This is a genomic window from Streptomyces sp. NPDC048337 (assembly GCF_043201175.1).
Taxonomy (GTDB): domain Bacteria; phylum Actinomycetota; class Actinomycetes; order Streptomycetales; family Streptomycetaceae; genus Streptomyces.
The window spans coordinates 185,200-206,335 of the sequence record NZ_JBICYR010000006.1; the positions used below are offsets into that span (position 1 = coordinate 185,200).

22 protein-coding genes are annotated in these 21,136 nt (G+C 70.6%); 11 read left to right on the forward strand and 11 right to left on the reverse strand.

The genetic code is table 11. The features are described 5' to 3' along the window. Positions 1-21 precede the first annotated feature (21 nt). From ACGFYU_RS12780 to ACGFYU_RS12795, 4 genes are all read right to left on the reverse strand, one after another. The gene (locus ACGFYU_RS12780) at positions 22-270 is read right to left on the reverse strand and encodes an acyl carrier protein (protein ID WP_393827299.1); all 249 of its coding nucleotides are present in this window, start codon (positions 268-270) and stop codon (positions 22-24) included. Between the two features lie 55 nt (positions 271-325). Next, entirely contained in the window at positions 326-1,330 is a 1,005-nt protein-coding gene (locus ACGFYU_RS12785) for a ketoacyl-ACP synthase III (protein ID WP_393827300.1), read from the reverse strand. A 19-nt stretch (positions 1,331-1,349) separates the two neighbouring features. Next, on the reverse strand, positions 1,350-2,264 hold the full coding sequence (locus ACGFYU_RS12790) for an ACP S-malonyltransferase (RefSeq protein WP_393827301.1): 915 nt from the start codon (positions 2,262-2,264) through the stop codon (positions 1,350-1,352). Positions 2,265-2,353: 89 nt separating this feature from the next. Then, positions 2,354-3,571, reverse strand: coding sequence for a PucR family transcriptional regulator (locus ACGFYU_RS12795; RefSeq protein ID WP_393827302.1), 1,218 nt, complete (start codon positions 3,569-3,571; stop codon positions 2,354-2,356). An 81-nt stretch (positions 3,572-3,652) separates the two neighbouring features. Between ACGFYU_RS12795 and ACGFYU_RS12800 the strand changes: the two genes are divergently transcribed. Then, positions 3,653-4,309 (forward strand): pirin family protein, encoded by a 657-nt coding sequence (locus tag ACGFYU_RS12800; RefSeq protein WP_393827303.1) that lies wholly within the window; start codon positions 3,653-3,655, stop codon positions 4,307-4,309. On the opposite strand, the gene ACGFYU_RS12805 is transcribed toward ACGFYU_RS12800, so the two are convergent. Beyond that, on the reverse strand, positions 4,306-5,124 hold the full coding sequence (locus ACGFYU_RS12805; protein WP_393827474.1) for a serine hydrolase domain-containing protein: 819 nt from the start codon (positions 5,122-5,124) through the stop codon (positions 4,306-4,308). The genes ACGFYU_RS12800 and ACGFYU_RS12805 overlap by 4 nt on opposite strands. Positions 5,125-5,194: 70 nt before the next feature. Between ACGFYU_RS12805 and ACGFYU_RS12810 the strand changes: the two genes are divergently transcribed. Together ACGFYU_RS12810 and ACGFYU_RS12815 are read left to right on the forward strand one after the other, a co-directional pair. Beyond that, entirely contained in the window at positions 5,195-5,584 is a 390-nt protein-coding gene (locus tag ACGFYU_RS12810; protein ID WP_393827304.1) for a MerR family transcriptional regulator, read from the forward strand. After that, complete coding sequence (locus tag ACGFYU_RS12815) at positions 5,581-6,603, forward strand: aldo/keto reductase (protein ID WP_393827305.1); 1,023 nt, start codon at positions 5,581-5,583, stop codon at positions 6,601-6,603. The genes ACGFYU_RS12810 and ACGFYU_RS12815 overlap by 4 nt, the downstream gene beginning before the upstream one ends. Positions 6,604-6,626: 23 nt before the next feature. On the opposite strand, the gene ACGFYU_RS12820 is transcribed toward ACGFYU_RS12815, so the two are convergent. The 3 genes from ACGFYU_RS12820 to ACGFYU_RS12830 form a co-directional block, all read right to left on the reverse strand. Further along, the gene (locus ACGFYU_RS12820; protein WP_393827306.1) at positions 6,627-7,472 is read right to left on the reverse strand and encodes a DUF4429 domain-containing protein; all 846 of its coding nucleotides are present in this window, start codon (positions 7,470-7,472) and stop codon (positions 6,627-6,629) included. A 75-nt stretch (positions 7,473-7,547) separates the two neighbouring features. Further along, positions 7,548-8,687, reverse strand: a complete 1,140-nt coding sequence (locus ACGFYU_RS12825) for an alpha/beta hydrolase (protein ID WP_393827475.1) — start codon at positions 8,685-8,687, stop codon at positions 7,548-7,550. A 316-nt stretch (positions 8,688-9,003) separates the two neighbouring features. Then, on the reverse strand, positions 9,004-9,675 hold the full coding sequence (locus tag ACGFYU_RS12830; RefSeq protein WP_393827307.1) for a TetR/AcrR family transcriptional regulator: 672 nt from the start codon (positions 9,673-9,675) through the stop codon (positions 9,004-9,006). 382 nt (positions 9,676-10,057) lie between these two features. Between ACGFYU_RS12830 and ACGFYU_RS12835 the strand changes: the two genes are divergently transcribed. Further along, the gene (locus tag ACGFYU_RS12835; RefSeq protein ID WP_393827308.1) at positions 10,058-10,438 is read left to right on the forward strand and encodes a peptidase inhibitor family I36 protein; all 381 of its coding nucleotides are present in this window, start codon (positions 10,058-10,060) and stop codon (positions 10,436-10,438) included. On the opposite strand, the gene ACGFYU_RS12840 is transcribed toward ACGFYU_RS12835, so the two are convergent. Together ACGFYU_RS12840 and aceE are read right to left on the reverse strand one after the other, a co-directional pair. Then, on the reverse strand, positions 10,419-11,225 hold the full coding sequence (locus tag ACGFYU_RS12840; RefSeq protein ID WP_393827309.1) for a potassium channel family protein: 807 nt from the start codon (positions 11,223-11,225) through the stop codon (positions 10,419-10,421). The two genes, ACGFYU_RS12835 and ACGFYU_RS12840, sit on opposite strands and share 20 nt — an antisense overlap. A 71-nt stretch (positions 11,226-11,296) precedes the next feature. Next, positions 11,297-14,029 carry a pyruvate dehydrogenase (acetyl-transferring), homodimeric type gene (gene aceE / locus ACGFYU_RS12845; protein ID WP_393827310.1) on the reverse strand — a complete coding sequence of 911 codons (2,733 nt, stop codon included), beginning with the start codon at positions 14,027-14,029 and terminating at the stop codon, positions 11,297-11,299. 452 nt (positions 14,030-14,481) lie between these two features. Between aceE and ACGFYU_RS12850 the strand changes: the two genes are divergently transcribed. The 6 genes from ACGFYU_RS12850 to ACGFYU_RS12875 all read left to right on the forward strand — a co-directional run bounded on the left by ACGFYU_RS12850 (position 14,482) and on the right by ACGFYU_RS12875 (position 18,940). Next, on the forward strand, positions 14,482-14,907 hold the full coding sequence (locus ACGFYU_RS12850; protein ID WP_393827311.1) for a DUF3052 domain-containing protein: 426 nt from the start codon (positions 14,482-14,484) through the stop codon (positions 14,905-14,907). 178 nt (positions 14,908-15,085) lie between these two features. Continuing rightward, the gene (locus ACGFYU_RS12855; RefSeq protein ID WP_393827312.1) at positions 15,086-15,544 is read left to right on the forward strand and encodes a peroxiredoxin; all 459 of its coding nucleotides are present in this window, start codon (positions 15,086-15,088) and stop codon (positions 15,542-15,544) included. A gap of 103 nt (positions 15,545-15,647) precedes the next feature. Beyond that, complete coding sequence (locus tag ACGFYU_RS12860; RefSeq protein WP_030160471.1) at positions 15,648-16,223, forward strand: TerD family protein; 576 nt, start codon at positions 15,648-15,650, stop codon at positions 16,221-16,223. Between the two features lie 122 nt (positions 16,224-16,345). Next, positions 16,346-16,921 carry a TerD family protein gene (locus ACGFYU_RS12865; RefSeq protein ID WP_215013771.1) on the forward strand — a complete coding sequence of 192 codons (576 nt, stop codon included), beginning with the start codon at positions 16,346-16,348 and terminating at the stop codon, positions 16,919-16,921. Between the two features lie 25 nt (positions 16,922-16,946). Next, the gene (locus ACGFYU_RS12870; protein WP_393827313.1) at positions 16,947-18,086 is read left to right on the forward strand and encodes a DUF475 domain-containing protein; all 1,140 of its coding nucleotides are present in this window, start codon (positions 16,947-16,949) and stop codon (positions 18,084-18,086) included. A 113-nt stretch (positions 18,087-18,199) separates the two neighbouring features. Beyond that, complete coding sequence (locus ACGFYU_RS12875) at positions 18,200-18,940, forward strand: Tellurium resistance (RefSeq protein WP_393827314.1); 741 nt, start codon at positions 18,200-18,202, stop codon at positions 18,938-18,940. A gap of 38 nt (positions 18,941-18,978) precedes the next feature. Here the strand turns inward: ACGFYU_RS12875 and ACGFYU_RS12880 are convergent, their stop codons facing one another. Further along, the gene (locus ACGFYU_RS12880) at positions 18,979-19,734 is read right to left on the reverse strand and encodes a TerD family protein (protein WP_393827476.1); all 756 of its coding nucleotides are present in this window, start codon (positions 19,732-19,734) and stop codon (positions 18,979-18,981) included. Between the two features lie 194 nt (positions 19,735-19,928). Between ACGFYU_RS12880 and ACGFYU_RS12885 the strand changes: the two genes are divergently transcribed. After that, positions 19,929-21,104 carry an HpcH/HpaI aldolase/citrate lyase family protein gene (locus ACGFYU_RS12885; RefSeq protein ID WP_393827315.1) on the forward strand — a complete coding sequence of 392 codons (1,176 nt, stop codon included), beginning with the start codon at positions 19,929-19,931 and terminating at the stop codon, positions 21,102-21,104. Positions 21,105-21,136: the final 32 nt, after the last annotated feature.

Sequence of the window (21,136 nt, forward strand, 5' to 3'; positions counted from 1 at the left end):
GGCGACAAACGCTCGGCAGGCTTAGGCCTGGTGCTTCAGGATGTAGTCCGCGGCGTCGCCGACCGTCTTGAGGTTCTTGACGTCCTCGTCCGGGATCTTGACGTCGAAGCGCTCTTCGGCGGCGACGACGACCTCGACCATGGACAGGGAGTCGACGTCGAGGTCGTCGGTGAACGACTTGTCGATCTGGACGTCCTCGGTCGGGATACCGGCGATCTCGTTGACGATCTCCGCGAGACCCTCGACGATCTCTTCCTGCGTGGCGGCCATGTGGCGCTCCTTCTCTGGGTAACTGATATGCGGACCGGGAAAGCGGAATCCGGTCCTAGGGGAGGGTAACGACCGTCGCGGCGTAGACGAGTCCCGCCCCGAAGCCGATGACGAGCGCGGTGTCGCCGCTCTTCGCCGCACCGGTCGCCAGGAGCCGCTCCATGGCGAGCGGGATCGAGGCGGCCGAGGTGTTGCCGGTGGTTTCCACGTCACGGGCGACCGTGACGTGCTCCGGCAGCTTCAGAGTCTTCACCATCGAGTCGATGATCCGCATGTTTGCCTGGTGCGGGATGAAGACGTCCAGGTCCTCCGCGGTGATCCCGGCGGCATCGAGCGCCTGCTGGGCCACCTTGGCCATCTCGAAGACGGCCCAGCGGAAGACCGCCTGACCCTCCTGCGTGATGGCCGGGAACTTCTGACCGCTGTCGTCCGTGCGGTACTCGTCCCACGGCACGGTCTGCTTGATGGTCTCGGACTTGTCGCCCTCCGAACCCCACACCGTGGGGCCGATGGCCGGTTCGTCCGAGGGACCGACGACCACGGCGCCGGCGCCGTCGCCGAACAGGAAGGCCGTCGCGCGGTCCTCCAGGTCGGTCAGGTCCGAGAGCCGCTCCACGCCGATGACGAGGACGTACTCCGCGGACCCCTCCACCACCATGCCCTTGGCCAGGGTCAGGCCGTAGCCGAAACCGGCACAGCCGGCGGAGATGTCGAAGGCGGCGGGCTTGCCCGCGCCGATCCGGTGCGCGATCTCGGTCGCGACGGCCGGGGTCTGCTTGAAGTGCGAGACCGTCGAGACGATCACGGCACCGATCTGCTCGGGGGCGATGCCGGCATCGGCCAGCGCCTTGCCGGAGGCCTCCACCGACATCGCGGCGACGGTCTCCTGGGGCGAGGCCCAGTGCCGGGTCGCGATCCCGGAGCGGGAGCGGATCCACTCGTCGGACGAGTCGATGGTCTCGAGGATGACCTCGTTGGGCACCACGCGCGTCGGGCGGTAGCCGCCGACGCCGAGAATGCGGGCGTAGGGGGAGCCCTTGGCCGGCTTGATCTTGGACATGCTCTGTGGGCTCCTTCTCTCAGGCCGTCAGCTCGGCGACGAGCGCCGCGGCCTTCTCGAGATCGTCCGGGGTCTTCAGAGCCACGCTCGGTACGCCCTTCAGCGCCCGCTTGGCCAGACCCGTCAGGGTGCCGCCGGGGGAGAGTTCGATGATCCCCGTGACACCCAGCTCGGCGAACGTCTCCATGCACAGGTCCCAGCGGACCGGGTTCGCGACCTGGCCGACCAGGCGGGCGACGACGTCGGCGCCCGTGGTGACGACGAGGCCGTCCTTGTTCGAAACGTACTTCAGCGCCGGGTCCGCCGGGGACAGGGCCTGCGCGGCCTCCGCCAGCTTGTCGACCGCCGGGACCATGTGGTGCGTGTGGAAGGCGCCCGCGACCTTGAGGGCGACGACCTTCATGGAGCCTTCGGGCTTGTCGGCCTCCAGGGCAGCGAGCTGCTCCATGGTGCCGGCGGCCACGATCTGGCCCGCGCCGTTGATGTTGGCGGGGGTCAGACCCAGCTTCTCCAGGTGTGCGACGACCACGTCACGGTCGCCGCCGAGGACCGCGGACATGCCGGTCTCGGTGACGGCGGCAGCCTCGGCCATGGCCAGACCGCGCGTACGGACGAACTTCAGCGCCTCGGTCTCGGAGAGCACGCCCGCGTACGCGGCGGCGGTGATCTCACCGACGCTGTGGCCGGCGACGGCGCCGACAGCGGGGGAGCCGAGAGCCTCGGCGGACAGGAGACCTGCGGCGACCAGCAGCGGCTGGGCCACGGCCGTGTCGCGGATCTCGTCCGCGTCGGCCTTCGTGCCGTAGTGGGCAAGGTCGAGCCCGATGGCGTCGGACCAGCCCTGGACGCGGTCAAGGGCGCCGGGGAGGTCGAGCCAGGGAGTCAGGAAGCCGGGCGTCTGAGCGCCTTGGCCGGGAGCGACGAGTACGAGCACCCTCACACTCTCTCTTGTGGATGGCCCCTGCCACCCGTGGGGACAGGGACCAAGAACGGTCGGGGTAATTGTTGATGTCCGACAAAAGTCTAGGACTGGGGATCGCCGTCGGCCAGACGCCCGAGAATCAGGGCGATCCGCAGAGTGAACGCGGAACGGACATCGGAGGGAGACCAGCCGGTGACGTCGGTCACACGTCGCAGCCGGTAGCGCACCGTGTTCGGGTGCACGAACAGCATCCGGGCCGCCCCTTCGAGGCTGCTCGCCTGTTCCAGATAGACGCTCAGCGTCTCCAGCAGCGCCGAGCCCGCCTCCTCGAGCGGTCTGTAGATCTCCTCCACCAGCTGTTCTCTGGCGGCGGGATCCGAGGCGATCGCCCGCTCCGGCAGGAGATCGTCCGCCAGCACCGGGCGCGGGGCGTCCTGCCAGGCTGTGCAGGCCTTCAGGCCGGCCGCCGCGGCCTGCGCCGACTTGGTCGCGTTCAGCAGGTCGGGCACCACCGGACCGGCCACCACCGGACCGGCCGCGAACGGCCCGATCAGGGATTTCGCCACCTGCATCGGGTTGTCGCTGCCGCCCGCGATGACGACCAGGCGGTCCCCGAGCACCCCGGTGAGGACCTGGAGCTTGTGGTGCCGGGCCGCGCGCCGGATCGCCTCGACCGTCAGCTCGCTGTCCCCCTCCGGCGCGGTGCCCAGCACCACGCACACGTGCTCAGGGGAGTTCCAGCCGAGCGCCGCCGCCCGCGACAGCGCGCCCTCGTCGGCCTCGCCGGACAGCACCGCGTTCACGACGAGGGATTCCAGCCGGGCGTCCCAGGCACCGCGCGCCTCGGCGGCCTGCGCGTACACCTGGGCCGTCGCGAAGGCGATCTCCCGGGCGTACACCAGCAGGGCCTCGCGCAGGATCTGCTCGTCGCCCGGGGCCGCGACCTCCTCGATCGCGGCCTCCATGACCTCGATCGTGGTGCGGACCATCTCCACGGTCTGGCGCAGGGTGATCGCCCGGGTCAGCTCGCGCGGAGCGGTCCCGAAGACGTCGGTGGAGATCGCCTGCGGTGTCTCCGGGTGCCGGAACCACTCCGTGAACGCGGCGATGCCGGCCTGCGCGACCAGGCCGATCCAGGACCGGTTCTCCGGGGGCATCGCCCGGTACCACGGCAGGGTCTCGTCCATCCGCGCGATCGCGTTGGCGGCGAGCCGGCCGGAGGACTTCTCCAGTCGGCGCAGCGTCGCGGTGTGCGGGTGGACGGGCACGGGATGCGCGGCCTGTGTCGCGGGGGAATGCTCACGTTCGGGTTGGGGCACGGGACAAGACTGCCTTATCGGGAAGGCCGCGCGGAGTCCGGTCCCGCGTCCGGCACGTACGCGGCGGCTACGGTGGCCCCCATGATTGATGTACGTCGTGGTGCCGACCGGTACGAGGGCGGGGACCCGGCCGCCGGGATCACCACCCGGCACGCCTTCTCCTTCGGGTCCTTCTACGACCCGGACAACCTGCGCTTCGGCCCGGTCCTGGCCTGCAACGAGGAGTTCCTGCGGCCCGGCGCCGGATTCGACGAGCATCCGCACAGCCACACCGAGATCGTGACCTGGGTCACCGAGGGCGAGCTCACCCACCAGGACAGCACCGGCGAGAAGGGCCTGGTCCGGCCCGGCGACGTACAGCGGCTCAGCGCCGGATCCGGCGCGCGGCACGTGGAGCGCAACGACGGCGAGGTGCCGCTGCGTTTCGTGCAGATGTGGCTCGCGCCGCTCACCGCCGGCGGAGATCCCTCGTACGAGGTGGTCAGGGGCATCACCGACGGCACGCCCTACGAGATCCCCGGTGCCGGAGCCGTGCTGCACGTCCGGCGGCCGGGCGCGGGCGAGCGGGTCCCCGTACCGGCGGCGGAGCACGTGTACCTGCACGTGGTGCGCGGGGACCTGCGGCTGGACGGGCGGGAGCTCGGCCCCGGGGACTCGGTGCGGATCACCGCCGAGCGGGACCTGGAGATCACCGCCGGATCCCCGGGGGAGCTGCTGATCTGGGAGTTCGCGGGCTAGCGGGTCCGGAGCTCGGCCAGGACCGCGTCCGTGAACGGGGTCCAGGCCTCCACGGCCCACGGGCCGAAGGCGCGGTCGGTCAGCGCCACGCACGCGGCGCGCGCGTCCGGATCCACCCACAGGAAGGTGCCGGACTGCCCGAAGTGCCCGAAGGTGCGCGGGGAGGACGAGAGGCCCGTCCAGTGCGGGGACTTGCCGTCGCGGATCTCCATGCCCAAGCCCCAGTCGTTGGGGGACTGGTGGCCGTAGCCGGGCAGGACGCCCTTGAGGCCTGGGTGGACGACGGATGTGGCCTCGGCGACCGTGCGGACGTCGAGCAGCCGGGGCGCCTGGAGCTCGGCCGCGAACCGCACGAGGTCGGCGACGGTCGAGACGCCGTCCTTGGCGGGCGAGCCCTCCAGGGTGGTCGCGGTCATGCCGAGCGGCTCGCACACCGCCTGGTGCAGGTACTCCGCGAAGGGGATGCCGGTGGCCTTGGCGATGTGGTCGCCGAGCACCTCGAAACCGGCGTTCGAGTACAGCCGGCGCTGCCCGGCAGGGGCGCTCACGCGGTGCTCGTCGAAGGCCAGGCCGCTCGTGTGCGCGAGGAGGTGACGGACCGTCGAGCCCTCGGGCCCGGCCGGCTCGTCGAGCTCGATCGCCCCCTCCTCGTACGCGACGAGGGCCGCGTACGCCGCGAGCGGCTTGGTGACCGAGGCGAGGGGGAAGCGGTGGCCGACGGGTCCGTGGGAGCCGGCCAGGCTCCCGTCGGCGCGCACGACGGCCGCCGCGGCGGTCGGCACCGGCCAGTTCTCGATGATCCGCAGGCTGTGCAGGGTCTCCACGCTGTCCATGCCGCCGAGCCTACTTGCTTGGAGTGCACTCAAGGGTTTTAGCGTGGGGCCCATGAGCCAGAGCCTGAGCCTGACGCAGACGCGGTACACGATCAGCGAGGTGGAGGCCCGGACCGGTCTGACCCAGCACACGCTGCGCTGGTACGAGCGGATCGGCCTGATGCCGCACGTGGACCGCTCCCACTCGGGGCAGCGGCGGTTCACCGACCAGGACCTGCACTGGCTGGGCTTCGTCGGGAAGCTGCGCGCCACCGGGATGTCGGTGGCGGACATGGTCCGCTACGCCGAACTGGTCCGCGAGGGCGAGCACACCGTCGACGAGCGGCGCGAACTGCTGGAGCGGACACGGCGCGAGGTGCGGGCGCGGATCACGGAGCTGACCGACGCGCTCGCGGTACTGGACTACAAAATCGGGATGTATTCGGGGAAGGCACGGCAATGACGGAGCACGGCACGGTCATCGAGCAGGTCGAACTCGGCAAGGGCGGCCCGCTGGTCGGGATCCAGGGCCTCGGCTGCATGGGCATGAGCGAGTTCTACGGGGACACCGACGAGGCCCAGGCCCGCGCGACCCTGGACGCGGCGCTGGCCGCCGGGGTCACCCTCTTCGACACCGCGGACACCTACGGGCTGGGGAAGAACGAGGAGTTCCTCGCCCCCTTCGTGGCCGCGCACCGGGACGAGATCACCCTGGCGACGAAGTTCGCCATAGAGCGCAACGACGACCCGCACTACCGGGGCATCCGCAACGACCGCGCGTACATCCGCCGGGCGGTGGAGGACAGCCTGCGGCGGCTCGGCGTGGACGTCATCGACCTCTACTACATGCACCGGCGCGACCCGGCCGTGCCGTTCGCCGAGTCGGTGGGCACGATGGCGGAGCTGGTGCGGGAGGGGAAGGTGCGGCAGCTGGGGCTCAGCGAGGTCACCGGGGCCGAGCTGCGCGAGGCGCACGCGATCCACCCGATCGCGGCGCTGCAGTCGGAGTGGTCGCTGTTCAGCCGGGACGTGGAGCGCAGTGCGGTGGGGGCGGCGGCGGAGCTGGGCGTGGCCTTCGTGCCGTACTCGCCGCTGGGGCGGGGCTTCCTGACCGGGTCCTTCGCCGACGCGTCGGCGGAGCTCTCGGAGGGGGACTTCCGGCGCCACCAGCCGCGGTTCACCGGTGACAACGCGAAGGCGAACGCGGAGCTGCTGGCGCCGGTGCGGGAGATCGCCGAGGCGCACGGGGCCAGCCCGGCGCAGATCGCGCTGGCCTGGGTGCAGCAGCGGGCGGCGGTGCACGGGCTGACCGTGATCCCGATCCCGGGCACCCGCAAGGCCGCGCGCCTCGCGGAGAACGCGGCGGCGACGCGGATCACCCTGACGGGGGCCGAACTGGCCCTGCTGGAGCCGATCGCGTCCCGCGTGGCGGGCGACCGCTACCCGGACATGACCTTCACGTCGGCGGCCCGCGAGGTCTGATCCCTCCGGGGGCCGTCCGGGCCTTACAGCGGTCGCGCCGTGCAGCGGTCGCGGAGGGCCGTGTATTCGGCGTCCGTCAGGAGGCCCGCGCTGTGGAGCTCGTTCAGGTGGAGCAGGCGTTCGTCGCCGGAGCGGGCCCGGGGGACCGATGCCACCGGGGTGCGGCCGCGCAGGGCGGCGAGGACCGACGCCGCGAACGGGAGGGACTCGTGCACCGCCCCGTACCCCACGCCGAAGACGGCCGCGGCCAGGTCGTGGTCCGGGCGCGGGTCGGCGGTCGTGTCCCGCACGAGGAGCCGCAGGTGGCCGCCCGGGCCGTCCGGGGAGCTCCACTCGACCCCGGTCAGCGAGGACAGCGCGTACCGCTGGTCGCCCGCCTTCCACTTGGTGCCGGTGGCACCCGTACGGGACCAGTGGAAGGTGACGGCCGAGCCGTCGAAGACGACCCGCGCGTCGTACGCCTTGAGCTGCGCCGGCGGCTGCGGCGCCGCGACCAGGAAGCGCGGCGCCGGCTCGGCGGCATCGGCCCCCAGCCGGGACCGCAGCGCATCGGCGAACGCGGCGGCGTGCGGCGCCCGGTCGCCCGGCAGCACCAGCCGGTACGGGTCGCAGACCTCCTTCAGCTGGCCCGCGGCGGCCTCCATCAGCGGGTCCGCGCCCGGCCGCGGCACGGCGCGCAGCACCACCGTGTCCCGCCTTCCGGCGGTCACGGTCACCCCGGACACCGCTTCCAGGGGAATGCGGCGCGAACCGAGGGCGTGCAGGAGTCTCGGCGTCCTCGGCGTTCTTATCCCCCGTGCGAAGCGGATGAGCACCGAGTCCGAGTCGAACTCCCAGACGGCATGGTTTCCGGCCAGTACGTCACCCATGCGGCACATGGTAAAGGGAGGCGGCCCCGTGCGTCCCCCTCGTTGCGTGGGCCGATTTCCGGGCCTCTACGCGCGTCAGTCCCGGTCTGCCCCGGCAAATCCGGCTCGGCAGGTGTCGTCCCCGGTGGCGCACACAACGGAACCGAACGCGCCGGTTCCGATCTTGGCGAAGTTGTCCACCGAGTCGGTACCTGGCGCGAAATAGCCGGTGTGGCTCTTGGCCGTCGCCGAGGACAGCAGTCGCGCGCCGAACTCCGGGGACACCGGATCCGCGCCGTGCCCCAGCCCGCCGACCTCCAGGTGCGGTACGTCCGCGATCCAGTCGCCCTCGTCCCGCGTGGCCCACACCCGGGCGGAGGTGTGCAGTCCGGCGACGTTCTCCGCGCGCATCCCGGGGCTGCCCGCGACCACCACGTCCGTCACCCGCCGGGGCAGCTCGTGCGCGGCGACCCCGCACACCACCGATCCGTAGCTGTGGCAGAACAGCGCCACGGTCGAGTTCCCGGGCAGGGAAGTGGCCAGCGCCTTCAGTCGGACCGCTCCGTCGACGGCCATGTGGCCGGTGGCCGCGTCCATGCCGACCCCGGTGGGTGCCGTGTAGCCGGCCCAGGCGATCACGGCGGTCTCGCTGTCCGGCGCCGCCGCGCGCTCGGCCTCGTACAGGGACTCGGCCATGCCGACGGGGGCGGTGAAGCGGCGCTGGGTGCGCTCGAAGGTGATCAGGTCGGTGTCGACGCCGGGGACGATCACCGAGACCCGGCGGGCCCGGTCCAGGTCGCCGAAGACCTCGGCGACCAGGCCGCCGCCGGTGGGGTCGAAGGCGAGGATCTGCCGGCCGGGCTCGGCGAGCGAGGCGAAGCGGTGGGCGCGGCGGGTGGCGTTGGCCCGGTCGGCGGGCGTCAGCGAGACATCGAGGCCGCGCGCCTCCTCGACCTTGCCGGCCTGCTGGAGGCCCCGCAGGTTGGCCCGGTAGCGGGTGGCGGCGGGAACCCCGTCGAGATTGCCCACGACGAGGGGGTAGCCGTCGGCGAGTCGGGCCCGCTGGGCGCCGTCGAGGCTGCCGAAGAACCGGGCCACCGTACGGGCGGGCGCGTCCGCGGGCGGTACGGGCCGGCCGTCGATCCGGGCCCCGGCCCAGGCGGCGAGCGCGGCGGCCCGCAGCGGGGCGCCGCTGTCGGGGCGGTGCACGGCCGTCCAGCCGGTGGTGGCCAGCATGATGAAGACCACCGCGAGCGCGAGCAGGGTGCGCAGGGCGGCAGGGCGCGGGTCGGCGGCGGGGGCGGTGGAGTGGGCGAGGCCGGGCAGGTTCACTGGGACCAGCGTAGGAGACCGGTTCCGGCCGTGGCGCCTCGGGTGACAGGGCTCACGGCCGACCGTGGGACCCGGGACGTCCCGTACGTCGGCCGACGCCGGAGGATCGAGTACGGGAACCCGGTCGCTCTGCCCGGCCCGGTCACGACGGGCGGGGAACCGCTGCCCGGTATGCCCCGGTCCGGGCCGGTGCGGGAACCCGCCTGCCCCAACCACCCGTTCAGGCCCGGCACGCGGCAGGCGCCCCGCGCCAGTCGGCGGCCAGGGCCGGGCCGATCTGGTCGAGGTAGGCCTCCGTCATCCGCCGGATCGCGGCCACGCTGGGGTCCTTGCCCTGCCCCCACAGCCGCCCGGTGACCCTCATCACGCCCGAGAACGCGGCGACGGCCACCCGCGGCCGCGGATCGGCGTCCACGTCCAGGCCCTCGCGGTCGGCGACCAGCCGCGCGACGCGCTCCTCCATGTCGGTGGAGCGCCGCAGGTGCACGGCGAGCAGGGCCGGGGTGCACTCGATCAGCCGGTAGCTGCGCATGTAGAGGTCGACGGGGACCACATCGCAGAGGGCCTCCTCGATGGAGTCCCAGGCGGCGAGCACCGCGCCCCGCATGGCCGCGAAGGGGTCCTCGGCGGCCGGCCGGGCCTCCAGCTCGGCGAAGAAGTGCGACTCGACCAGGTCCTGGACGGCGAAGGCGACCTCTTCCTTGTTGGCGAAGTAGCGGAAGAAGGTGCGCTGGGACACGTCCACCGCGTCGGTGATCTCGTCGACGGTGGTCCGCTCGTACCCCTGGGAGATGAAGAGCAGCAGGGCGGCGCGCAGCAGCGCGTCCCGGGTGCGCCGCTTCTTGCGCTCGCGCAGCCCGCCCGCCGGCTCGGTCCGCTCGTCGGTCGTCACTGCGGGGTCCTTTCCGAGGCCGAATCTGACGCTGAGTGAGCGGTCAGGGTACCCGTGACCGCCGTGCCGGTGGCTGCCGCGTTGAGCCGTTGGTGAACTGCCGCCGCCGTCCTCGGCGCGCTCGTTCCGGCCGCGCGCGGCACCTCTTTCGGGGGGCCGCGGGCGGCGCCCCCCACCAGTGCGGGCAGGGTCGCGGCCCACGCCGGAGGCGTCAACTCCGTACGTACGACAGCCCCGGCGGAGGGCTCCGGCGGGGCTGTCGCCTATCAGGGTGGACCCGCCCGAGGCCTCTTCCGCTCGGCCATCGGCCCAGGTCAGCGTGGTGTCGGCGGAGCTCCGGAAACGGTCCGGGGCCCGTTCGTCCACAAGGAGTTGACCCGTCATGCGTACGTGGAGCACCCCTCTCGCCGTAGTCGGCCTGGCCCTCACCGCCCTCATCCCGAGCACGTCCGGCGCGGCGCACGCCGCCGGATCGGCCACGCTCGGGGCCTGTGCGACCGGGCAGCTGTGCCTGTGGGCGAAGCCGGAGTTCAAGGGCGCCCGGCAGACCCACGAGCTCAGCACCCTGGAGATCAACAGCTGCACGGCCCTGCCCGCCGGGACCAGCGCGCAGTCCCTGACCAACCGGACCGGCCGCCCCGTGACCACGTACCAGTCGGCGGTGTGCGCGGAGACCGGCGAGTTCCAGACCTACCCGGGCGACGGGGTCTGGCTGCCGCAGTCGCCCTACCAGGTGAGGGCGTTCAAGGTGTGGGAGACGTAGCCTCGCGCGGCGCCGGGGCGGCCGGCTGTTCGACCGGTCCGGCCGGTACGGTCGTCCCCGCCGCCGCGCCGCCCAGTGCCGCCACCTCGGTGCGCAGCGCCCGTACCTCGGCCTGGAGTTCCCGGATGGCCGCCAGCTGGAGCCGCTCCACCTGGTCGTCGCGCTCGAAGCGGGCGATGAACCAGGCGGCGATGTTCGCGGTCACCACACCGAGCAGGGCGATCCCCGACAGCATCAGGCCGACGGCCAGGACCCGGCCCAGGCCGGTGGTGGGGGAGTGGTCGCCGTACCCGACCGTGGTCATGGTGGTGAAGGACCACCACACGGCGTCGCCCAGGTTCTTGATGTTCCCGTCCGGAGCGTCGCGCTCCACGCTGAGCACGGCGAGGGAGCCGAACATCAGCAGGCCCACGACGGCCCCGGCCACGTAGGTCGTGAGCCGGACCTGCGGAGCCATCCGGGCCCGCCGGCCCACCAGCAGCAGGGTCGCGACCAGCCGGAGCAGCCGCAGCGGCTGGACGAGCGGCAGCACCACGGCGGCCAGGTCCAGCCAGTGGGTCCGTACGAAGACCTTGCGGTCCGTGGAGAGCCCCAGCCGCATCAGGTAGTCGGCGGCGAAGGCCCCCCACACCACCCACTCCGCGTGCGTGCACGCCCGGTGCACCGCCGGATCCGCGTCGGGCGCGACGATCGGCACGGCGTAGGCCACGGCGAAGGTCACGGCGAGCACCAGCAGGGGGGCCTGCGTACGGCGCTCCCAGCGCGCCTGACGGGAGGGTTCCTTCATGGGCAGCATCGTAAGGAACGTGTAAGGGGCGCTGGGACAAGTGTCCCAGCGCCCCCACGGAAGAGTGACTGCTAGGCGTCGCCGCCCGCCGCGCCCGGGTCGGCCGCGGTCACGTCCAGCAACTGGTAGCGGTCGATCGCCTGCTTCAGGACCGAGCGGTCGATCTTGCCCTCCTTGGCGAGCTCGGTGAGCGTCGCCAGGACCACCGACTGGGCGTCGATGTGGAAGAAGCGCCGGGCCGCGCCGCGCGTGTCCGCGAAGCCGAAGCCGTCCGCGCCGAGCGAGGTGTACGCGCCGGGTACCCACCGCGAGATCTGGTCCGGCACCGAGCGCATCCAGTCGGAGACCGCGACGAACGGCCCCTCCGCACCGGACAGCTTGCGCGTCACGTACGGAACGCGCTGCTCCTCCTCCGGGTGGAGCAGGTTGTGCTCCTCCACCTCCACGGCCTCGCGGCGCAGCTCGTTCCAGGAGGTCGCCGACCAGACGTCCGCCCGGACGTTCCACTCGTCCGCCAGGATCCGCTGGGCCTCCAGCGCCCACGGCACCGCCACGCCCGAGGCCATGATCTGCGCCCCGATGGTGCCCGAAGTGCCGTGCGACACCCGGTGGATGCCCTTGAGGATGCCGTCCACGTCGACGTCGGCCGGCTCGGCCGGGTGCTGGATCGGCTCGTTGTAGACCGTCAGGTAGTAGAAGACGTCCTCCGACTCCGGCCCGTACATGCGCCGCAGACCGTCCTTGACGATGTGCGCGATCTCGTAGCCGTAGGCCGGGTCGTAGGCGACACAGCCCGGGTTCGTCGACGCCAGCAGCTGGGAGTGACCGTCGGCGTGCTGGAGGCCCTCACCCGTCAGGGTGGTCCGGCCGGCGGTCGCGCCCAGGACGAAACCGCGCGCCAACTGGTCGGCCATCTGCCAGAACTGGTCACCGGTGCGCTGGAAACCGAACATCGAGTAGAAGACGTAGACCGGGATCAGCGGCTCGCCGTGCGTCGCGTACGCCGAACCCGCCGCGATCAGCGAGGCCGTGCAGCCGGCCTCCGAGATGCCGTCGTGCAGCATCTGGCCGGTCGGGGACTCCTTGTACGCGAGGAGCAGGTCGCGGTCGACCGCCTCGTACTGCTGGCCCAGCGGGTTGTAGATCTTGGCGCTCGGGAAGAAGGCGTCCATGCCGAAGGTGCGGTACTCATCGGGCGCGATCAGCACGAACCGCTTGCCGATCTCCTTGTCCCGCATCAGGTCCTTCAGGATGCGGACGAAGGCCATCGTGGTGGCGATCGACTGCTGGCCGGAGCCCTTCTTGGCCGCCGCGTAGGCCTTGTCGTCCGGCAGCTGGAGCGGCTTCGCGCGCACCACGCGGGTCGGCACGTAGCCGCCGAGCGCGCTGCGCTGGTCGTGCATGTACTGGATCTCGGGCGAGTTGCGGCCCGGGTGGTAGTACGGCGGCGCGCCGCTCTCCAGCTGCTGGTCGGTGATCGGGATGTGCAGGCGGTCGCGGAAGCGCTTGAGGTCGTCGACGGTCAGCTTCTTCATCTGGTGCGTCGCGTTGCGGCCCTCGAAGTTCGGGCCCAGCGTCCAGCCCTTGACCGTCTGGGCCAGGATCACCGTCGGCTGGCCCTTGTGGGCCTTGGCCGCCGCGTAGGCCGCGTAGACCTTCTTGTGGTCGTGGCCGCCGCGGCCCAGGTGCTGGATCTGGTAGTCGGTCATGTTCTCGACCATCGCCCGCAGCCGCTGGTCGCCGCCGAAGAAGTGCTCACGGATGTACGCGCCCGACTCGGTGGCGTACGTCTGGAACTGCCCGTCCGGGGTGGAGTTCATCTTGTTGACCAGGATGCCGTCGCGGTCCTGGGCCAGCAGCGGGTCCCAGGAGCGGTCCCAGATCAGCTTGATGACGTTCCAGCCGGCGCCGCGGAACTGCGACTCCAGCTCCTGGATGATCTTGCCGTTGCCGCGCACCGGGCCGTCGAGGCGCTGCAGGTTGCAGTTGACGACGAAGGTCAGGTTGTCCAGGCCCTCGCGGGCGGCGATCGACAGCTGGCCGAGCGACTCCGGCTCGTCCATCTCGCCGTCGCCCAGGTACGCCCACACGTGTGACTTGGAGGTGTCGGCGATCCCGCGCGCCTCCATGTACCGGTTCATGCGGGCCTGGTAGATGGCGCCGAGCGGGCCGAGGCCCATCGAGACCGTCGGGAACTCCCAGAAGTCCGGCATCAGCCGCGGGTGCGGGTAGCTCGACAGGCCGTACGGGGCCTTGGACTTCTCCTGGCGGAACGCGTCGAGCTGCTGCTCGGTGAGCCGGTCCAGGAGGTAGGCACGGGCGTAGATGCCGGGGGAGGCGTGGCCCTGGAAGAAGATCTGGTCGCCGCCGTCGCCCTCGTCCTTGCCCCGGAAGAAGTGGTTGAAGCCCACGTCGTAGAGGGAGGCCGAGGAGGCGAAGGTGGCGATGTGGCCGCCGACGCCGATACCGGGGCGCTGGGCGCGCGAGACCATGACGGCCGCGTTCCACCGGGTGGCGCTCAGGACCTTGCGCTCGATCTCCTCGTTGCCGGGGAAGAACGGCTCGTCCTTGGTGGCGATCGTGTTGACGTAGTCCGTGGAGCGCATCTCGGGCACGGCCACGCGCTTCTCACGGGCCCGCTCGATCAGGCGCAGCATCAGGTAGCGGGCACGTTCACGGCCGCGCTCGTCGACGGCGGCGTCCAGGGAGTCGAGCCACTCCTGCGTCTCCTCCGGATCGAAGTCCGGGACCTGACTCGGCAGGCCGCCAATGATGATCGGATTGCGATCGGATGCGGAAGCCACGCTGTTCCTTCGCTGTCGGGGGAGTCGTGCTGAGGCCGTAACTGGGGTTCGCCGCCTCCCATGGTCTTACGCTCGGCCGAAATCGTCATCTTTACCGCTGGGTATTCCCTGGAGCCGGCAGGGGAGCCCGAGGGTGAGGGGATCGGAGGCGGTCCGGCCAAACGGCAACCCTACGCCCAGACCGGTCAACTACTTCGTAAGGCCGTTCGTCCCTCAAACAGGTAGGAAAGTCCTCAACCGATGCCGAATGAGCCGGAATGGTGTGGGATGCATCACGAGAGGTGTACACGGGAAGGCTGAAAGTTGCGGCGAGACGGCCGTAATCGTCACCGTTTCGACGGTCTCCGCGGCCGGGTACTTGCGCGATCCGCCGCGCCCGTGTGGACTACGCCCAATGCTGCGCGTACGCGCGCCGCCGAAGACATTCACCGAACATGAGCAGGAGGCACCCCGTGAGCGCGACCGCGGACCACGCGGAGAACCTGGCCGCCCGGCTGGGTTTCCAGTCCGAACAGGTGGTCCAGGAGATCGGCTACGACGACGACGTCGATCAGGAATTCCGTGACGTCGTGGAGGAACACGTCGGCGAGCTCGTCGACGAGGACTACGACGACGTCGCGGACGCCGTACTGCTGTGGTTCCGGGAGGACGACGGCGACCTGGCGGACTCACTGGTCGATGCCACCGAGCTGATCGAGGACGGCGCACTGATCCTGCTGCTGACCCCCAAGACGGGCCGCCCCGGCTACGTCGAGGCCAGCGACATCAAGGAAGCCGCAGAGACGGCCGGCCTCTCGCTGGCCAAGGGCTCTCCCGTCGGCAAGGAGTGGGCCGCCACCAAGCTGGTGACGCCCAAGACGGCGGCCAAGAAGCGCTGAACCGCGCCCCGCGACCGAGCGGAGGCACCCACGCCCCGCCGCACCCGGCTCACCCCGGGCGCGGCGGGGCGTGTGCGTTCCGGCCCCGGCCACCCCTAGGCTGTGCCTCACCCGAACAGCCCAACCCCGTCGGACGTCCTCCGGCGGACCCGGATGCAGGAACGAAGGGAAGCGAGAGATGGCGATCCAGGTCGGCGACAAGGCCCCTGACTTCGAACTCAAGGACAACCACGGCGCCACCGTGCGGCTCTCCGACTTCCGGGGGGAGAAGGCCGTCGTGCTGCTCTTCTACCCGTTCGCCTTCACCGGCGTCTGCACCGGCGAGCTGTGCGAGCTGCGCGACCAGCTCCCGCGCTTCCAGAACGACGACGTCCAGCTCCTCGCCGTCTCCAACGACTCCGTGCCGACCCTGCGGGTCTTCGGGGAGCAGGAGGGGCTGGAGTACCCGCTGCTGTCGGACTTCTGGCCGCACGGGGAGACCTCCCGCGCGTACGGGGTCTTCGACGAGGACAAGGGATGTGCGGTCCGCGGCACCTTCATCATCGACAAGGACGGCGTCGTGCGCTGGACTGTCGTCAACGGACTGCCCGACGCCCGTGACCTGAACGAGTACATCAAGGCTCTCGACAGCCTCTGAGAAAACCGCATACGAGCGGGAACCCGTCACTAGGATCGAAACGTTGATCCGGTAGCAACCGCACGACGGGGCACCGCCCCACACAGAACCCAATGGAGGACCCGTGGGAGTCAGCCTCAGCAAGGGCGGCAACGTCTCGCTGACCAAGGCCGCGCCTAACCTGACGGCGGTCATCGTCGGTCTGGGCTGGGACGCTCGCACCACCACCGGTGTCGACTTCGACCTCGACGCCAGCGCGATCCTGACCAACGACCAGGGCAAGGTCGCCAACGACTCGAACTTCGTGTTCTTCAACAACCTGAAGAGCCCGGACGGCTCGGTCGAGCACACCGGTGACAACACCACCGGTGAGGGCGAGGGCGACGACGAGGCGATCAAGGTGAACCTCGCCGGTGTCCCGGCCGATGTCGCCAAGATCGTCTTCCCGGTGTCGATCTACGAGGCCGAGAGCCGCCAGCAGAGCTTCGGCCAGGTCCGCAACGCGTACATCCGCGTCGTGAACCAGGCCGACAACAGCGAGCTCGCCCGCTACGACCTCTCCGAGGACGCCTCGACCGAGACCGCCATGGTCTTCGGCGAGCTGTACCGCAACGGCGCGGAGTGGAAGTTCCGTGCCATCGGCCAGGGTTACGCCTCGGGCCTGCGCGGCATCGCGCAGGACTTCGGCGTCAACGTCTGAGTCCGAGAGCAGTTCACCCGTCCGGCGCCGTGCACTGTGTGTACGGCGCCGGACGGGCTTTACGGCTGTACCGGCTTGCCGGCCCTACCACCGCCACACCGTCGTCCGGGGAGGACCACAACATGGGCGTCACACTCGCCAAGGGGGGCAATGTCTCCCTCTCCAAGGCCGCACCGAACCTCACCCGGGTTCTGATCGGCCTCGGATGGGACGCGCGCTCGACCACGGGAGCAGACTTCGACCTCGACGCCAGCGCGCTGCTGTGCAGCGACGGCCGGGTCCTCGGGGACGAGTACTTCGTCTTCTACAACAATCTGAAGAGCCCCGAGGGATCCGTCGAACACACGGGGGACAACCTCACCGGCGAGGGCGAGGGCGACGACGAGTCGATCATCATCGACCTCACCAAGGTCCCGGAGCGCGTGGACAAGATCGTCTTCCCGGTCTCGATCCACGAGGCGGACGTCCGCCGGCAGAGCTTCGGCCAGGTCAGCAATGCCTTCATCCGCGTGGTGAATCAGGCCGACGGCCAGGAGCTGGCCCGCTACGACCTTTCCGAGGACGCCTCCAGCGAAACCGCGATGATCTTCGGCGAGGTCTACCGGTACGGGGGTGAATGGAAGTTCCGTGCGGTAGGGCAGGGGTACGCGTCGGGCCTGAGGGGCATCGCTCTAGACTTCGGGGTCAACGTTTCGTAAAGCCGTACAAGACGATGGGGTGCCAGTGGTTCTCAAAACCTTCGGCTGGTCGTTCGCAATCACTGCGCTCGGTCTGGCCGCAGCCTGGATCTACGGGGATTGGAAGGCCTTCGGGATCGTGGCGATCCTGTCGATCCTCGAGATCTCGCTGTCCTTCGACAACGCGGTGGTCAACGCCGGAATCCTGAAGAAGATGAATGCCTTCTGGCAGAAGATCTTCCTCACGGTCGGCGTGCTCATCGCGGTCTTCGGCATGCGACTGGTCTTCCCCGTCGTCATCGTTGCCATCAGCGCCAAGATCGGGCCCATCGAGGCCGTCCAGCTGGCCATGACCGAGAAGGACCATTACAAGCAACTGGTCACGGACGCCCACCCGGCCATCGCGGCCTTCGGTGGCATGTTCCTGCTGATGATCTTCCTCGACTTCATCTTCGAGGACCGCGACATCAAGTGGCTCGCCTGGCTGGAGCGTCCGCTGGCCAAGCTCGGCAAGATCGACATGCTGTCGGCGTGCATCGCGCTGATCGTCCTGGTCATCACCGCGATGACCTTCGCCACCCAGGCGCACCAGCACGGCGGCGCCCACGTGGACAAGGCGCAGACCGTCCTGATCTCCGGTGTCCTCGGCCTGATCACCTACATGATCGTCGGTGGCCTCTCCGGCTACTTCGAGAACAAGCTGGAGGAAGAGGAGGAGGCCGAGCACGAGGCCGAGGAAGAGGCGAAGAAGAGCGGCAAGCCCATCTCGGCCGTCGCCATGGCCGGCAAGGCCGCCTTCTTCATGTTCCTCTACCTCGAAGTCCTAGACGCCTCCTTCTCCTTCGACGGGGTCATCGGCGCCTTCGCCATCACCAACGACATCGTGCTCATGGCCCTCGGCCTCGGCATCGGTGCCATGTACGTCCGGTCGCTGACGGTCTACCTGGTCCGCCAGGGCACCCTCGACGACTACGTCTACCTGGAGCACGGCGCGCACTACGCCATCGGCGCGCTCGCCGTGATCCTGCTCGTCACCATCCAGCACGAGATCAACGAGGTCATCACCGGCCTCGTCGGCGTCGTCCTGATCGCGTGGTCCTTCTGGTCCTCGGTGCGCCGCAACAAGCGCCTCGAAGCCGAGGGCGGCGAGGGCGACGAGCCCGCGGAGGTCAGGGCCGGGGTGTGACCCGGCCCTGACTGCGGAAGCATTCAGTACACAGGGGCGGCCGCGCGGATCCACAGGACCGCGCGGCCGCCCCCGTGTTTCCGTAGGAACCCAGGGGGATCAGGGGGGTAGGGATGGGCTTCTTCGACGGCATCATGGGCAGCCGCGCCGTGCAGTTCCAGTCGGGCAGCGCCTCGTCGAACGCGATCGAGCTGACCAAGCGACATCCGACGGTGTCGCTCACCAAACAGGGGGCGGTCCACGGCAATCTGCGCGTCAATCTGTCCTGGCGCATGCGGACCTCGGACATCGGCGGCAACGCCGGGCAGAGCGGCCGGCTCTTCCGGCATCCGTTCAAGCTGTTCAAGCCGGACATGGTCCAGGCGCACACCCAGGGCATGGTCAACGTCGACCTCGACATCGGCTGCCTCTACGAGCTGACGGACGGCACCCGCGGCGTCGTCCAGCCGCTGGGGAACCTGCTCGGCGACCTCAACGATCCGCCGTACATCAAGCTCAGCGGCGACGACCGGTTCGGGTCGCCGTCGGGGGAGACCGTCTACATCAATCTCGACCACGCCGACGAGATCAAGCGGCTGCTCGTCTTCGTCTACATCTACGACCAGACCCCGGCCTTCGACCGGACGCACGCCCAGGTCACCCTCTTCCCGGTCACCGGCCCGCGGATCGAGATCCCCCTGGACGAGCGCGCCCCGCAGGCCCGCTCCTGCGCCGTCGTTTCCCTGGAGAAGGTCAAGGGGGAGCTGATCGTGCGGCGCGAGGTGAAGTTCGTCTACGGGTTCCAGGCCGAGCTGGACCGGTTGTACGGCTGGGGGCTCCAGTGGGGGCGGGGCTACAAGAACACCAAGGCCTGACCGGAGCCCGGTACGGGGCTCCGGCCGGGCGCGCCGGGTCAGCGGCGGATGAACTGCGGGCCCTGCACCGGGAGCCGGAAGGACGGGTCGCCGCCCGGGGCGGGAACCGGCGCCGGGGACACCGGCTGCGGGTACCCGTAGGCGGGCTGCGCGGCCGGCGGAGCCTGCGTGGGAGGCGCCGGCGGTGCCATGGCGGCCGTCCGGTCGTCGCCCGGCGCGGCAGGCGGGCCCGCCTGCGGCTCGGGGGTGCTCTCGTCGACCGAGATCCCGTGGTCGGTCGCCAGCCCCACCAGGCCGTTGGAGTAGCCCTCGCCGAGGGCGCGGAACTTCCACCCCTCGCCCCGGCGGTAGAGCTCCCCGCAGATCAGCGCCGTCTCGGCGCCGGTCTCGGGCCGCACGTCGAAGTAGGCCAGCGGCTCGGAGCCGCCGGCGGCGGTGGCGTCGTAGAGGAGGATCCGCAGGTCGCGGACCTTATGGAAGGGGACGTCCTCGGCGGAGGCGACGACCAGGATCCGGTCCACGACCGGGGGCACCGTGCGCAGGTCCGCCTGGACGGCGTCGGTGATCGAATCGCCGAGCTGCTTCTTGCCGAGCCGCCAGACGGCGCCCGAGGGGTGGCGGGGCTGGTTGTAGAAGACGAAGTCCTCGTCGGAACGCACCCGGCCGTCGGGGCCCACGAGCAGCGCGGAGGCGTCCACGTCCGGTACGTCGGGGCCGTCGGTCCAGCGCAGTACCGCCCGGACCGCCACGGCGGCCACCGGGATGTTCGAGCCCTTCTGCATCGCGTGCGTCATGCCCGTCATCCTGCCCTCCCGGGGTGGAGCGGGACAATGCGGCCCCCCGTAGGGCCTTGAACGGAACGCGAGAGCCGGTCATCGTGCAAGAGGGTTACCTGAACTTCATGTGCTTGAGGAACTCTTGACTCACGTTCGTACGTACTATTACCGGCCACGCCAGTTGGGCCGCCGAGGCAGTACGGGGGAAGCACATGCGTCACTTTGGGCACATATCGCCCACCGTCCGTAAGGACCTCTTCCACCAGGAACCGGCGGAATTCACCGGTTCCTCGCCGTCCCGTACCCTCGCCGCGGCTCTCGGCGCCACGCTCTACAGCCCGGCCACCCGCCCCCACCTCGCCGCGGACGTCCGCAAGCAGGCCGGCCGCGGAGTCGTCTCCATGGTCCTCTGCCTGGAGGATTCGATCAGCGACGCCGATGTCGTCGGAGCCGAGGAGAACCTCGTCCGGCAGTTCGCCGAGCTCGACGCCGAGGGCCCGGACGCCTCGGAGCTCCCGCTGCTCTTCATCCGGGTGCGGACCCCCGAGCAGATACCGGACCTGGTGCGCCGCCTGGGCGGCTCCGTGCGGCGGCTGGCCGGATTCGTACTTCCCAAGTTCAACGAGGGCAGCGGAAGCGGCTTCCTCGAGGCCGTGGCCGGGGCCGAGGCCGCCGCCGGACTGGCCCGCCTGTATGCCATGCCCGTCCTGGAGACCCCCGACCTCCTCCACCTCGAAACCCGCGCCACGGCCCTCGCCGGCATCTTCCGGACGGTCGACAGCCACCGCGAGCGGGTCCTGGTCCTGCGGCTGGGCGTGACCGACTTCTGCTCGGCCTACGGGCTGCGCCGCACCCCCGACATGACCGCCTACGACGTCAAGATCGTGGCCGGTGTGATCGCGGACGTCGTCAACGTCCTGAGCCGCGCCGACGGCACCGGCTTCACGGTCACCGGCCCGGTGTGGGAGTACTTCCGCAGCCAGCAGCGCCTCTTCAAGCCCCAGCTGCGCCGCAGCCCCTTCCTGGCGGAGGGGGTGGAGGAACTGCGCACCGCGCTGATCGAGCACGACCTGGACGGGCTGCTGCGCGAGATCGAACTCGACCGGGCCAACGGCCTGCTCGGCAAGACCTGCATCCACCCCGCGCACGTGACGCCCGTCCACGCGCTGTCGGTGGTCTCCCACGAGGAGTTCTGCGACGCCCAGGACATCCTGCGCCCCGAGCGCGGCGGCGGCGGAGTGATGCGTTCCGCCTACACGAACAAGATGAACGAGGTGAAGCCCCACCGGGCCTGGGCGGAGCGCACCATGCTGCGCGCCGAGGTCTTCGGCGTGGCGAAGGAGGAGGTCGGCTTCGTCGACCTCCTCACGGCCGGGCTCCAGGTGTGAGCGGGCCGGTGGAGACGAGGGAAGGCAAGACG

Coding starts and splice junctions, on each gene's coding strand:
- ACGFYU_RS12865 (WP_215013771.1), top strand. CDS start 16,346: ATGGGCGTCACACTCGCCAAGGGGGGCAATGTCTCCCTCTCCAAGGCC.
- ACGFYU_RS12840 (WP_393827309.1), bottom strand. CDS start 11,225: ATGAAGGAACCCTCCCGTCAGGCGCGCTGGGAGCGCCGTACGCAGGCC.
- ACGFYU_RS12825 (WP_393827475.1), bottom strand. CDS start 8,687: ATGCTGGCCACCACCGGCTGGACGGCCGTGCACCGCCCCGACAGCGGC.
- ACGFYU_RS12880 (WP_393827476.1), bottom strand. CDS start 19,734: ATGACGCACGCGATGCAGAAGGGCTCGAACATCCCGGTGGCCGCCGTG.
- ACGFYU_RS12785 (WP_393827300.1), bottom strand. CDS start 1,330: ATGTCCAAGATCAAGCCGGCCAAGGGCTCCCCCTACGCCCGCATTCTC.
- ACGFYU_RS12815 (WP_393827305.1), top strand. CDS start 5,581: ATGACGGAGCACGGCACGGTCATCGAGCAGGTCGAACTCGGCAAGGGC.
- ACGFYU_RS12885 (WP_393827315.1), top strand. CDS start 19,929: ATGCGTCACTTTGGGCACATATCGCCCACCGTCCGTAAGGACCTCTTC.
- ACGFYU_RS12810 (WP_393827304.1), top strand. CDS start 5,195: ATGAGCCAGAGCCTGAGCCTGACGCAGACGCGGTACACGATCAGCGAG.
- ACGFYU_RS12835 (WP_393827308.1), top strand. CDS start 10,058: ATGCGTACGTGGAGCACCCCTCTCGCCGTAGTCGGCCTGGCCCTCACC.
- ACGFYU_RS12855 (WP_393827312.1), top strand. CDS start 15,086: ATGGCGATCCAGGTCGGCGACAAGGCCCCTGACTTCGAACTCAAGGAC.
- ACGFYU_RS12820 (WP_393827306.1), bottom strand. CDS start 7,472: ATGGGTGACGTACTGGCCGGAAACCATGCCGTCTGGGAGTTCGACTCG.
- ACGFYU_RS12800 (WP_393827303.1), top strand. CDS start 3,653: ATGATTGATGTACGTCGTGGTGCCGACCGGTACGAGGGCGGGGACCCG.
- ACGFYU_RS12780 (WP_393827299.1), bottom strand. CDS start 270: ATGGCCGCCACGCAGGAAGAGATCGTCGAGGGTCTCGCGGAGATCGTC.
- ACGFYU_RS12875 (WP_393827314.1), top strand. CDS start 18,200: ATGGGCTTCTTCGACGGCATCATGGGCAGCCGCGCCGTGCAGTTCCAG.